Below are 12,618 nucleotides of genomic sequence, written 5' to 3'. Positions count from 1 at the left end.
TTGTGCGCTTGGACCGCTACCTGGTGGAACGGGGCCTGGTGGAGAGCCGGGAGAAGGCGAAGAGGCTCATCGAGGCGGGCCGGGTGCAGGTAGGGGGCAAGGTGGTGGTTAAGCCCAGCTTTGCCGTACCTGAAGGGGCAGCGGTGGAGCTCCTGGCCGAGGAGCGGTACGTGGGCCGGGGGGCCTACAAGCTCCTGGGGGCCTTGGCCGCCTTTCCCGTGGACCCCCAGGGCAAGGTGGCCGCCGACCTTGGGGCCAGCACCGGGGGCTTCACCCAGGTGCTCCTGGAAAGGGGGGCCGGGCGGGTCTACGCGGTGGACGTGGGCCGGGATCAGCTTCACCCCAGGCTCAGGGAGGACCCCCGGGTGGTGGCCCTGGAAGGGCAGGACGCCCGCACCCTCCAGCTCCCCGAGCCCGTGGATCTGGTGGTCATGGACGTGTCCTTCATCTCCTCCACCCTGCTTCTGCCCAAGGTAAAGGAGCTCCTCAAACCGGGAGGCGAGGCCCTCGTCCTGGTGAAGCCCCAGTTCGAGCTCTGGCCTGGGGCCCACCGGGGGGTGGTGCGGGAGGAAGCCTTACGGCAACGGGCCCTGGAGCGGGTGCGGGAAAGGGCCCGGGAGCTCGGCTTCCAGCCCCTGGGGGAAAGGGAGAGCCCCTTGCCGGGAAAGGAGGGGAACCGGGAGTATTGGCTTTGGCTACGTAAGGCCTAGAGATTGGGGCCACCAAGCCCTACGGGAAAAGCGGCTTGGCCCCCTATCCACGCCAAGTAAATGGCTGCCGTCCAAGAAAACCCCCTTCCCCCCAACCCTTTCCCGGTAAGGGGATGGTAGTACTCGCAAAAACCCGAACCTTCCACCAAGGCAATCAAGTCCTCCCGCAAACGGGCCGCCTCCTCCAGGAAGCCGTGGCGGATAAGACCCCAGGCCAAAAGCCAATTAATCGGAGCCCAGACCGGGCCCCGCCAATAGCGCCTGGGCTCAAAGTAAGGCGCCAAAGGGTGGGCGCTGGGGAAAAGGTACCTAGCCTCCCCGGCCCAGGCGCGAAAAGTAGCGACCAAGCGCCCCACGCGGGAGGAAGACAGGGGCAGCAAAAGCGGGAGAAAGCCCGCCGAGGTATCCCGAGGAATCCGTTCCCCAGTGTGGAGATCCAGGGAGCGGTAAAGCCCGGCCTCCTCATCCCAGAGGGCTTCCAGGGCTAAAACCCCCTTCTGGAACCAGCCTTTAGGCTCCGCGGGATCTTCGCCCAAGAGCCAAGCCAGTTCCCCCAGGGCCTCATCGGCAAAGAGTAGGAGGGCATTGAAGCCCACGTCCACCACCCGAAAAGGACTTTCCCGGAAGCACGCATCCGGATCATACCCCAACTCCCGGAACAAGGACACCAGGTAAAGGTAGCGCTCGTAATCCTCCTGCCGGGGACGCTCCTCCTGGGGTACGTGCTGGATGTCCCTCCGGGTTTCCAAGGCAAAGGGACGGCGGGGGACCCTCTTCAGGGGTAAGTCCCAAGCGGGGCTGTTGTCCATCCCTGTTTCCCAGGGATGGAGGACCGCCACCAGGCCGCTTCCCCCTGGATCCCGGTGCCGGTGGAGGAAACGGTGGAAGGCAAGGAGGTGGGGATAAAACCAGCGGGCCCGCTCCAAGCCCCGTTCGCTGGATCTGCGTACCAGGTGGAGCACTACGGGGGCCAGGAAGGGGGGTTGGGTGATGCCGGAGGTCGGGGGATCCCTCCGCACCCCCCAGACCTCCGGCCCCGGGAAGTAGCCGGAATCTTCCTGGTGGAAGACAATATGGGGCAGGAAACCGCTTTCCCACTGCCCGAGGAAGAGCCTTTCCAGCTCGAGCCACGCCCGCTCCTCATCCAGGACCGCCCAACCTAAAGCGGCAAAGCCGCTATCCCAAAGCCACTGGAAAGGGTAAAGCCCCTGGGCAGGCACCGTGTACCCGTCCCGGTCATTGGCCCGGAGCACGGCCTCTGCTGCCTTCACCACCTCACGGAGCACGTCCTACCTCCAGAAGCGCCCGTCCCGTCCGGGGATCGAAGAGCCGGAGGCTTTCCTTAGAGATTCTAAGCCATACTGGATTTCCAGGCTCCAGGGAAAGGGAAGAAGGAACGGTGGCCTTTAAAGCCTGGCCCCAGGCCTCCAGGGTCACGAGCTGATGGGGTCCTAAAGGCTCCACCACGAGGACTCGTCCAGGAACTCCTCCAGGAATCTCCTCTTGGAAGACCTGCAGGTCCTCGGGCCGTACCCCCACTAGCACCTCCCGCCGATCGCCCAGGAGGAAGGAGGCCTCCTCAGGCCCCAGGGGCAGGAAGTTCATGGGTGGGTGGCCCAAAAAGCCCCCTACAAAGGTGTCCACCGGCTTTTGGTAAACTTCGAGGGGCGGACCGTACTGCACGATCTCTCCTTCCCGCATCACCGCGATACGGTCGGCCATGCCCATGGCCTCCATCTGATCGTGGGTCACGTAGACGGTGGTGACCCCTGTCTCCTTCAGGAGCCGTTTGAGCTCCGCCCGGAGCTCCAAGCGCAAAAGGGCGTCAAGGTTGGAAAGGGGCTCGTCCATAAGCAACACCTCGGGCTCCACCGCCAGGGCCCGGGCTACCGCCACCCGTTGCCGTTGCCCCCCGGAAAGCTGGGCAGGGTAGCGATCCAAAAGCTCCCCTATGCGCAGAAGCTCCGCCGCTCTCCCCACCTTTTCCCGCACTATCCCCTCGGGATAGCGGCGCATCCTGAGACCAAAAGCGATGTTCTCGCGAACCGTCAGGTGGGGGAAGACCGCGTAGTTTTGAAAAACCATGGCCAACCCCCGGGCCCTAGGGGGAAGGGAAGTTACCTCCCTCTCCCCTAGGAAAACCCGGCCTCGATCCGGCCACTCCAGCCCAGCCACGATACGCAGAAGGGTGGTCTTGCCGCAACCCGAAGGTCCCAGGAGGACCAGAAACTCCCGGTCCTGGACCTCGAGGTCTACCCCCTTCAGCACCCGGGTGCGCCCAAAGCGCTTTTCTATACCTTCCAGACGAACGCGGGCCACATCTGACCTCCTATCGGCTGGCGATGCCAAATAGGGCAAAGAGGTAGCGCCTCACGACAAAGAGAAAGACCAAGGCCGGAACCACCAGGACAAACCCCCCGGCAAAGCGAAAGGGCAGAGGGGAGTCGTGGAGCAAGGCCAGAAGCAAGGCGGTCAGGGTCCTTTCCCGCAAGGTAAGGAGGGTAGCGGCGAAGACCTCGTTCCAGGAGATGATGAAGGCAAAGATTCCCGTGGCGGCAAGCCCCGGAAGGGCCAGGGGCAGGACCACCCGGAAGAAGGCCTGGACCTTGGTGCATCCTAAGGTCCAGGCAGCCTCTTCCAGCTCCCTGGGGATAGCCACGAAAAGGCTGTAGGTGACCAGAACGGCAAAAGGTAGGGCCAAGGCGGTGTGCACCAGGGCCACCCCCAAAGGGGTGTCGTAAAGGCCCAGGCGGATGAAGCGCACCGCCAAGGGGATGGCCAAGATGGCCAGGGGGAAGGCCCGGGTCAGGAGAACCAGGATCCGGAAAAGGTCAGCCCCCAGGAAGCGGTACCGGGCCAGGGCGTAGCCGGCGGGGGCTCCCAGGAGAAGGGAAAGGAGCAGGGTAAGGCTGGCCACTAGCAGGCTGTTGCCCAGGGCCTTGGCCACGCCGGGCACCTCTAGGAAGGCCCGTAAAACCTCCAGGGAGAGAGGCGAGGGATAAAGGGGCTTGGGGTACGCGAAAACCGCTTGGCGCTCGGAAAAGGCCAGGGAAGCCAGGAGGTAGAGGGGGAACACAACCCAAAGGACCAGAAGAAGGGCCAGGGCGTAGTAAACCGGGGCAACCCACCTCATCCCCCCACCTCCGGCCGCACCCGAAGGAGACGAAGGTAGGCCAAGGTGGCCAGTACGGAAACGAGGAGGATCAGAACCGCGTAAGCCGCCGCCACCTGTGGGTTTTGGTACGCGGTGTACCAGTAATAAGCCTCCCCCGCCAACACCGGCAGGTTGCGCCCGCCCAAGGCCAGGACCACGGCGAAGACCTCAAAGGCCAGGATGGTCCTGAGGATGAAGGCAGCCTGCAGGCTAGGCTTAAGTAGAGGCAGGGTAACCCGCAGAAAACGCTGCCAGGGGGTGGCTCCAAAGACCTCCGCTGCCTCCCCATACTCCTTGGGAATGAGCTGTACCCCCGCTACCAGGATCACGAAAACCAAAGCCGTGGCCCGCCACACCTCCGCCACCACCACGGCCAGGAAAAGGGAGAGGGGGGTTTCGTAGCTAAGCCACAGCCTGGGCGCCTCCAGCAACCCCAAAGCTTGTAGGAAGGTATTCAGGTAACCGCGCTCAGTGAAAATGGCGAGCCAGACGATACCCGCCGCTAAGTCAGAGATGCCCAAAGGAAGGGTCCAAAAGTAGAGAAAGAGGTCCCGTCCCCGCTTAAGTCCTTGGACCAGGAGGGCCATAACCAGGGCCAAGGCCACCTGGAGGGGAACGATGACTGCGGTAAGCAACAGAGTGTTCCGTAGGGCATCCCGGAAGTAGAGGTCCCTACCCATCCGCTGGTAGGCCTGGAGGCCCCACCCCTCGCCCCCCTGGAAGGAGAGGAGGACCACCTCCACCAAAGGGGTGAGAAAGAGGAAGAGGAGGAAAAGGGTAGCGGGGAGGATCAGCAGGTAAGGGGTAAGGGCCTCCCGCTGCATGGCCTACTCCACCGGGCAAGCTCCCGGGCTCGGGGGATCGGGAGCCCAGCAGGGAGCGCCGGTTTCCTGCATGATCCTGCGCAGATTGGCCGCCTCCTGATCCAGGACCCGGCGGATGTCCTCCCCCCTCAAGACGGTACGGACGAAGGTATCCATATAGACTTTGTTGAACTCCCCACCCCTGGCGCCAAGACCTACAGGAAGGAGGCTGGGCAGAGCGGTCCTCCCACCGGCCTGGCGGGCAATGGCCTCTGCGGCCATACGGGTACCCTGGGGTAGATCTGGGGGCAGGCGCACGTCCACCACCGGGAAGAAGCCCACCTCCCGCAAGGTGGTGAGCTGCACGGCTGGCCGAGTCAGGTACTCCACGAGTTCTAAGGCCCCCGTGCGGTTGGGAGCCCCCTTGGGCACGGCAAGCCCCGCCAGTACAGGCATGAAGCCCCTACCCCTGGGGCCGATGGGCGCGGGGAAAGCCACGAAATCCTGGGGACGCTGCCGCAGGGCCTCCAAGAGCCTCGCCGTGTGGTCCCAAGCCACCCAAACTTCCCCGGCCAGGAGAGGTTCCTGCATGAAGTCATAGGTGGTGGACTGGGGGTTAACGTAGCGCCAAAGCTCCCGAAACTCCCGCCACATAGCCTCGGCCTCCTGGCTCCGGTACTTCACCACGGCACTCGCGGTGTAGGCGGGGTAAAGGTAGCCCTGGAAGAAGCGGTGCATCAGTCCTCTGGGCCCTGCCGGAAAGCCCAGAAGCCGCCTCCCTGTGGCTTGCTGCAGGTTAGCTGCCCACTCCCGGAGCTGGGAGTAGGTGAGGGCGTTCAGGTCCGCCCGGGGAGGAAGGTACCTTAGAGCCTCCCGGTGGGCCACCATGATGTAGGTAGCCTGCATCCAGGGAACGTAGTAGGTGTTTCCCGTGCCCAGCTTGGCCAGATTCAAAAAGGCCTGGGGAAAGCGGCGCTCGGCCAAGCGGGGCAGGAAATCGTCCAGGGGATCCAAGGCCCCAGCCACCAAAAAGGGGGGAAAGTCCCCGTGTAACCCTCCCAAAAGGCTGATGGTTACCCGGCCCGCTCTGGCCTCGGCCAAAACCCGATCGGTAAAGGGCCCCGTGTCCTCTGGAATGAACTCCACCCGGCCTGGAAAGTCCCGCAGGATTACCTGGCGCATCTTTTGGGCCTCTTCCAGGGGCCTGAGCTGGGTGGAAAGGAAGACCACAGTGCCTTGGCCCAAGGCGAAGCTCGCGAAAACCACACTTATAGCCAACCACCGCATCCCAAACCTCCTTCCGCCGGGCCTTACCCCGCCCGGCCTAGGGGTCACGCAGGGGCCGGACCGTCCGTACTCCTAAGCACCAGCTCCGGCACCCAAACCTCCTGGAGTTCCGCCACGGGCTGCCCCTCGAGGCGACCCAGGAGCAGCTCCACCAGCCGACGCCCCTCCTCCCTAAAGGGCTGGCGCAGGGTGGAAAGGGGGGGATCGGTATAGCGGCTAAAGGGCAGGTCATCGTAGCCGATGAGGGAAACATCCCGCCCCGGCCTGAGACCCCGCTTCTTAAGGGCATGCAGGACCCCCCAGGCCATGCGGTCCGTGGCAGCTAGGATGGCGGTAGGGGGCTCAGGGAGGTCCAAGAGGGCCTCCGCAGCCCGTAGCCCTCCCTCTTCCGTGAGATCCCCCTGCCGGAGGTAGCCCATCGGAGGCTCCAACCCTGCCTCCCTCACAGCCCAGAGGTATCCTTCGAGCCGGTGCCGGGCGAAGTTGAACATCGGAGGGGCACCGATGAAGGCGATCCGTCGGTGGCCCTGTTCCAAAAGGTGGACCGTGGCCCGGTAGAACCCCAGGGTGCCGTCCATGTCCAGGAAGGGAAAGGGCTCCGCCACCCCCTGGCTTCTGCCGTGGGCTACGAAGGGAAAGCCCTTTTCCAGAAGGTAGAGGATCCTCTCGTCCTGCACACGAGTGCGGGCCACCACCAAGGCGTCTACCCGCCGCCCCTCCACCAGGTGGTGATAGCAGACCAGTTCCTCCGGTCCAGGTGGGCAGGCGGTGACCAGGAGGTCTAACCCCACTTCCCCCAAGGCTTCCCCAAGGCCCGTAAGAAGCTCCAGGAAAAAGGGGTCAGCAAACTGCCCTTTGGGGGCTGGGATAACCACCCCCACTGCTTCCGTGCGCCCCCTGCGCAGGCGCTGGGCCAAGGGATGGGGGCGGTAGCCCAGGGCCTTGGCAGCCTCGAGGACCCGCCTCCGGGTTGCGGGAGCCACGTCCGTGTAACCGGCCAGGGCGCGGGAAACCGTGGTTACCGAAAGGCCAAGATGGGCGGCGAGGTCCTTAAGGCGCACGGCGTCCTCCAAAACGATTTGGAAGCCATCATAAAGGGAATCCCCCGGGTTGTCAACCCCGGGGGAAAGGACCTCCCGAAGCCCTAAGGCCCCTTGAGCCACTCCTCGGCGATCTGCACCGCGTTCAGGGCCGCCCCCTTCAGGAGCTGGTCCCCCACCACGAAGAAGTCCAGGCCGTTTTCAAAGGCCAGGCTTCCCCGGATCCTGCCCACCTCCACCGCCCACTTGCCGCTGGCCGTGAGGGGCATGGGGTAGCGCCGGGCCTGGGGCTCGTCCACCACCTCCACCCCGGGGGCCTGGGCCAGGACCTCCCGGGCCGCCTCCGGGGTGACGGGGCGCTCGAACTCCACGCTCACCGCCTCCGCGTGGGCCCTCAGGGTGGGCACCCGCACCGCGGTGGCGCTGATGCGGAGGGAGGCATCCCCGAAGATCTTGTGGGTCTCCCACACCACCTTCATCTCCTCCCGGGTGTAGCCGTTTTCCTGGAAGGCGTCGATGTGGGGGAGGACGTTGAAGGGCAGGGGGTGGGCGAAGACCTCGGCCCTGGGGGCCTCCCCGTGGAGGTAGCGGTGGGTCTCCAGGAGGAGCTCCTCCATCCCCTTGGCCCCGGCGCCGCTCGCCGCCTGGTAGGTGGCCACGATGACCCTTTTGGCCCGGAAAGCCTGGTGCAGAGGCCAGAGGGCCATGGCCAGGATGGCGGTGGTGCAGTTGGGGTTGGCGATGATCCCCTGGTGCCGGAAGATCTCCTCGCGGTTCACCTCGGGCACCACCAGGGGCACGTGGGGCTCGTAGCGGAAGGCGCTGGAGTTGTCCACCACCAAGGCCCCGCCCTCCGCCCAGACCGGGGCCAGGGCCTTGGAGAGGCTTCCCCCGGCGCTTGCTAAGACCAAATCGGCGGGCAAGGGCCCCTCGGGAAGGGGCTCCACGGGGAGCTCCTCCCCTCGGAAGGGGAGCCTCGCCCCCGCGGAGCGGGGGGAGGCGTACAGCCTCAGTTCGCTCAAGGGAAAGTTACGGGCCTCGAGGGCCTTGAGGATCTCCCGCCCCACGGCCCCCGTGGCCCCCACCACCGCCACCCTCATGCCCGCCCTCCCCTTTGAACGCGAATCGTCCACATGCCCGACGCTCCTTACGCATGCCCACCTGGGGCCTTGGCCCGAAGCAGGGCCGGGCCTTCCAGGGGCGAGACCTCCTCTTCCGCCAGATCCAGGAGGGCCAGGGTATTCCCCCGATGGTCCACGAACTCCACCATGTAGCCCCCCTGGGGGTAGACCAGCACCACCGTGCCCACGTCCCCCGCCTCGAGGCCAACTTCCTCGCGGTCCCGTTTCAGCACCACCAGGTCGTGCTCGCGAATCATCTTCCCCTCCACGGGTAAGCCGTCACCAACCGAAAAGCTTCCTCTCCTTCCCCACGATACCAAACGCTTTGCAGAAGAAGGGAACCTTTGGGACAAGCCACAGGCCCCCTGAGCACCAGCACCTCTCCTTGCCCCCTAAAGCCAGGCCTCCGCGTTACCTCCTCTGCCTGAAGGGCGTGCCTTTGGAGCGCCTCCTCCAGCACCTCCGGGGCCTGGGGAGAAAAGCCTTTGGCCAAGAAAAGCCACGCCTTACTGCCCCCCTCGGGATGACGGGGATTGAGCAGGTACTCCGTGAGCTTGGTCCAGGGGACGACAAAGCGCATTCTGGGTAGGGACTTACCAGCTGAGCCTCTCCCGCAAAAACCCCTCCAGCTCGTCCACGTGGAGCCGGATCTGCTCCATGGTGTCCCGGTCCCGCACCGTCACCGTGTCCTTGAGCCGGGTGGTTCCGTCCTTGCTCTGGCCGATGGTGTCGTAGTCGACGGTGATGGCGAAGGGGGTGCCCACCTCGTCGTGGCGGCGGTAGGCTTTGCCGATGTTGCCGGTGTCCTCGTAAAGGATGCGCCCAAGGCCCAGAGCCTGGAGGCGGGCCTTGAGGGCCTTGGCGTAGCCGGTAATCTCCGGGCGGTTCCTGGCCAGGGGGATGACCGCGGCCTTAATGGGGGCGAGCTGGGGCTTAAGCTTTAGGACAATGCGCTCCTCCCCGCTCGGAAGCTCCTCCCGGGTGAAGGCCTCGGCCAGGAGGGCCAGGACCCCCCGGTCCACCCCGGCGGAGGGCTCGATCACGTAGGGCACGAACCACTTGCCGGTGTCGGGGTCGCGGTAGGCGAGGCGGGCGGTGGAGTGCGCGTTTTTGAGCACCCGGGCGCTGATGCCAAGCTCCTCCTGGTCCTTGGTGTGGCTCCCCAGGTCGAAGTCCGTGCGGTTGGCGATCCCCTCCAGCTCCTCCAGGCCGTGGGGGAAGCGGTAGAGGAGGTCCACCGTGGCCTTGGCGTAGTGGGCGAGCTCCTCAGGAGGCTGCTGGTAGGGCACCAGGTTCTCCCGGCTTAGGCCCATCTCCTGCCACCAGCGAAGCCTTTCCTCCACCCAGTAGCGGTGCCAGCCCTCGTCCTCCCCGGGGCGGACGAAGTACTCGATCTCCATCTGCTCGAACTCCCGCACCCGGAAGATGAAGTTCCTGGGGGTGATCTCGTTGCGGAAGGCCTTGCCGATCTGGGCGATGCCGAAGGGGAGCTTGCGGCTGGTGCTGTCCAGGACGTTTTTGAAGTTGACGAAGATGCCCTGGGCGGTCTCCGGGCGCAGGTAGGCCAAAGCGGCTTCTTCCTCCACCGGGCCCACATAGGTCTTGAACATCATGTTGAAGTAGCGGGGCGGGGTCCAGTCCCCCGGTTCCCCGCTGGCCGGGTCCAGGACCCCAGCCGCGGTCATGGCCCCCCCGGCCCGTTCCGGGGCCCGCATCATGGCCTGGACCAGGGCGTGGAGATCCCCTTCCTCCGCCTCCATGGTCCGGTAAAGCCTGCGGAGCACCCCTTCCGGCTGCTCCTTGAGGAGGTGGTCCAGGCGGTAACGTTTCTGGGTGAGGCGGTTGTCCGCCATGGGGTCGGCGAAGGTGGCCTCGTGGCCGGAATAGTGGAGGACCAGGCGGTGGGTGAGGACGCTGGCGTCCAGGCCCTCCATGTCGTCCCTTTCGTAGACGTTCCGTCGCCACCAGGCCTGCTTCAGGTTGTTCTTGAGCTCCACCCCCAAAGGCCCGTAGTCGTAGGTGCCCTGCAGGCCCCCGTAGATCTCCGAGCCCTGGAAGATGAACCCCCGCCGCTTGCAAAGCGCCACCAGCTCGTCAAGGGTGCTCGCCGGCATCGTCCCTCCCCAAGGGGCCCAAGGCCCCCGATATGGGGCATCTTACAAGGGGGAAGGCCAGGCAGGCGGGGCGGCCAAGGTGACCCTGGGCGCAAACCCCACCCTCCCCGCCGCCATACGCTAGAATCTGGGGTAGAGGGGGATGATGAACAGGTACGACGACCGCGCCAGGCTGGTCTTCCACTACGCCAGGGAGGAGGGGAGCCGCTTAGGCCACTCCATGATCGGCCCGGAGCACCTCCTCCTGGGCCTGATGCGCGAGGGGGGTACCGCGGCCCGCATCCTCCAGGAGTACGGGGCGAGCCTCGAGGCCATGCGCCGCATGGTGGAGGAGCTGGTGGGCCGGGGCGAGGGGAGCCGCACCGGGGAGCCCCCGGCCATCACCCCCCGGGCCCGGCGGGTCATGGAGCTGGCCAGCGCCGAGGCCCGCAACATGGGGGCCCCCGTGATCGGCACGGAGCACATCCTCCTGGGCATCATCCGCGAGGGGGACGGGATCGCCTACCGCATCCTCTCCCACTTCGCCAAGGACGTAGACGCCATCCGCTGGCGGGTGCTCTCCATGGCCGAGGGCCGCGAGCGGGAAAAGCCGGTGAACACCCCCTTCCTGGACGAGTACGGCCGCGACCTCACCAAGGAGGCCCGGGAAGGGAAGCTGGACCCGGTGATCGGCCGCCAGGAGGAGATCAACCGGGTGATCCAGATCCTGGCCCGGCGCACCAAGAACAACCCCGTCCTCATCGGCGACCCCGGGGTGGGCAAGACGGCCATCGTGGAGGGCCTGGCCCAGGCCATCGTGGAGGGGCGGGTGCCCCCCATCCTGCGGGGGGCCCGGGTGGTGGCCATCGACCTGGCCGGGGTGGTGGCGGGCACCAAGTACCGGGGGGAGTTCGAGGAGCGCCTGCGCCAGATCATCGAGGAGCTCAAGAACGCCAAGGTCATCGCCTTCATCGACGAGCTTCACACCCTGATCGGGGCCGGGGGGGCGGAGGGCACCCTGGACGCGGCCAACATCCTCAAGCCCGCCCTGGCCCGGGGGGAGATCCAGGTGATCGGGGCCACGACCACCGGGGAGTACCACCGCTACATCGAAAAGGACGCCGCCCTGGAGAGGCGCTTCCAGCCGGTGATCGTCCTGGAGCCCTCCCCGGAGGAGACCCTGGAGATCCTGAAAGGGCTAAGGCCCCGCTACGAGGCCCACCACGGGGTCATCATCCCCGACGAGATCCTGGAGCTTTCCGTGAAGATCGGCATCCGCTCCCTCCCCGGGCGCAACTTTCCCGACAAGGCCATCGACCTCATCGACGAGGCGGCGAGCCGGGTGCGCCTCAACGCCTCCCTGGGCCTGCCCGTGGCCGAGGAGGAGGACGGCACCCCCACGGTCACCCGGGAAGACCTGGAGGCAGTGGTGGACTCCTGGGGGGGGATCTACACCGACGACAAGGACGACGAGAAGCTCATGCACCTGGAGGAGGAGCTCGGGAAGCGGGTGGTGGGCCAGGAGGAGGCCATCCGCGCCCTGGCGAGCGCCCTCCGCCGGGCCCGGGTGGGCCTTGGGGGGAGGACCCGGGTGGCGGCCAGCTTCCTCTTCGTGGGGCAGAGCGGGGTGGGCAAGACCCAGCTGGCCAAGGCCCTGGCCGAGGTCCTCTTCGGCTCGGAGCGGGCCCTCGTCCGCTTTGATATGTCCGAGTTCCAGGAGCCCCACTCCATCTCCAAGCTCATCGGGGCTCCCCCCGGCTACGTGGGCTACGAGCAGGGGGGACGCCTCACGGAGGCGGTGCGCCGCCAGCCCTTCAGCGTGGTCCTCCTGGACGAGATCGAGAAGGCCCACCCCGACGTGTACAACACCTTCCTGCAGGTCCTGGACGAGGGCCGCCTCACCGACGGCATGGGCCGCACCGTGGACTTCCGCCGGGTCATCCTCATCATGACCTCCAACACCGGCTACAACGTGGGCCCGGCCATCGGCTTCACCGCCAAGGAGGTGGACACCGAGTCCCCCCTCAAGGCCCTCTTCACCCCCGAGTTCCTGGACCGCCTGGACGAGGTCATCCGCTTCCGCCCCCTCACCGAGGAGGAGCTGGTGCAGGTGGCCCGGCTCATGCTGGAAGATATCCAAAAGGAGCTCAGGTCCCGGGAGATCGCCGTGAGCTTCGGCCCCGAGGTGGCCCGCTTCGTGGTGGAGCAGGCCCCCAAGACGGGCAGCGCCCGGGCCATCCGCGGGGTGATCCGGGAGCGCATCGAAGACCCCCTCTCCCTGGCCCTCCTGAAGAAGCCCAGCGGCCAGCTCCACGTGGGGGTGGAGGAGGGCCGCCTCACCTTCCACGAGGTGGAGGAGCTTCTGGTCTGACCCCCGCGGAAAGGGCGCGGGGGAGCCTTGGGCCCTAGC

At 66.1% G+C, this 12,618-nt stretch carries 12 protein-coding genes; 2 read left to right on the top strand and 10 right to left on the bottom strand.

What is annotated here, in order from left to right; genetic code table 11:
- Positions 1–2 precede the first annotated feature (2 nt).
- On the top strand, positions 3–710 hold the full coding sequence (locus ETP66_RS00170; RefSeq protein WP_130839470.1) for a TlyA family RNA methyltransferase: 708 nt from the start codon (positions 3–5) through the stop codon (positions 708–710).
- Here ETP66_RS00170 and ETP66_RS00165 read toward each other — a convergent pair.
- The 10 genes from ETP66_RS00165 to ETP66_RS00120 form a co-directional block, all read right to left on the bottom strand.
- Positions 707–1,996 carry an alpha,alpha-trehalase gene (locus ETP66_RS00165; RefSeq protein WP_236630056.1) on the bottom strand — a complete coding sequence of 430 codons (1,290 nt, stop codon included), beginning with the start codon at positions 1,994–1,996 and terminating at the stop codon, positions 707–709. The genes ETP66_RS00170 and ETP66_RS00165 overlap by 4 nt on opposite strands.
- Complete coding sequence (locus ETP66_RS00160) at positions 1,986–3,029, bottom strand: ABC transporter ATP-binding protein (RefSeq protein ID WP_130839468.1); 1,044 nt, start codon at positions 3,027–3,029, stop codon at positions 1,986–1,988. The genes ETP66_RS00165 and ETP66_RS00160 overlap by 11 nt, the downstream gene beginning before the upstream one ends.
- A gap of 10 nt (positions 3,030–3,039) precedes the next feature.
- Complete coding sequence (locus ETP66_RS00155) at positions 3,040–3,843, bottom strand: carbohydrate ABC transporter permease (RefSeq protein ID WP_130839466.1); 804 nt, start codon at positions 3,841–3,843, stop codon at positions 3,040–3,042.
- The gene (locus tag ETP66_RS00150) at positions 3,840–4,688 is read right to left on the bottom strand and encodes a carbohydrate ABC transporter permease (protein WP_130839464.1); all 849 of its coding nucleotides are present in this window, start codon (positions 4,686–4,688) and stop codon (positions 3,840–3,842) included. Before ETP66_RS00150 ends, ETP66_RS00155 begins: the two co-directional genes overlap by 4 nt.
- Before the next feature lie 3 nt (positions 4,689–4,691).
- Positions 4,692–5,954 (bottom strand): ABC transporter substrate-binding protein, encoded by a 1,263-nt coding sequence (locus tag ETP66_RS00145; protein WP_130839463.1) that lies wholly within the window; start codon positions 5,952–5,954, stop codon positions 4,692–4,694.
- A gap of 44 nt (positions 5,955–5,998) precedes the next feature.
- Positions 5,999–7,015: a LacI family DNA-binding transcriptional regulator gene (locus tag ETP66_RS00140; protein ID WP_236630055.1), complete on the bottom strand. Its 1,017-nt coding sequence runs from the start codon at positions 7,013–7,015 to the stop codon at positions 5,999–6,001.
- A gap of 83 nt (positions 7,016–7,098) precedes the next feature.
- Positions 7,099–8,094 (bottom strand): aspartate-semialdehyde dehydrogenase, encoded by a 996-nt coding sequence (locus ETP66_RS00135; protein ID WP_130839461.1) that lies wholly within the window; start codon positions 8,092–8,094, stop codon positions 7,099–7,101.
- Between the two features lie 47 nt (positions 8,095–8,141).
- Positions 8,142–8,372, bottom strand: coding sequence for a DUF4926 domain-containing protein (locus ETP66_RS00130; protein WP_201738428.1), 231 nt, complete (start codon positions 8,370–8,372; stop codon positions 8,142–8,144).
- Entirely contained in the window at positions 8,369–8,695 is a 327-nt protein-coding gene (locus tag ETP66_RS12480) for a DUF6883 domain-containing protein (protein WP_130839459.1), read from the bottom strand. The genes ETP66_RS00130 and ETP66_RS12480 overlap by 4 nt, the downstream gene beginning before the upstream one ends.
- Before the next feature lie 13 nt (positions 8,696–8,708).
- Positions 8,709–10,229, bottom strand: coding sequence for a glycine--tRNA ligase (locus ETP66_RS00120; protein ID WP_130839457.1), 1,521 nt, complete (start codon positions 10,227–10,229; stop codon positions 8,709–8,711).
- 145 nt (positions 10,230–10,374) lie between these two features.
- Here ETP66_RS00120 and ETP66_RS00115 point away from each other — a divergent pair, with 145 nt between their 5' ends.
- On the top strand, positions 10,375–12,579 hold the full coding sequence (locus ETP66_RS00115; RefSeq protein ID WP_130839455.1) for an ATP-dependent Clp protease ATP-binding subunit: 2,205 nt from the start codon (positions 10,375–10,377) through the stop codon (positions 12,577–12,579).
- Positions 12,580–12,618 lie beyond the last annotated feature (39 nt).

This window comes from Thermus thermamylovorans (genome assembly GCF_004307015.1).
In the GTDB taxonomy this organism is placed as follows: domain Bacteria; phylum Deinococcota; class Deinococci; order Deinococcales; family Thermaceae; genus Thermus; species Thermus thermamylovorans.
The sequence above is the reverse complement of the archived record's forward strand: the minus strand, read 5'-3'. Positions and strand labels throughout refer to the sequence as shown.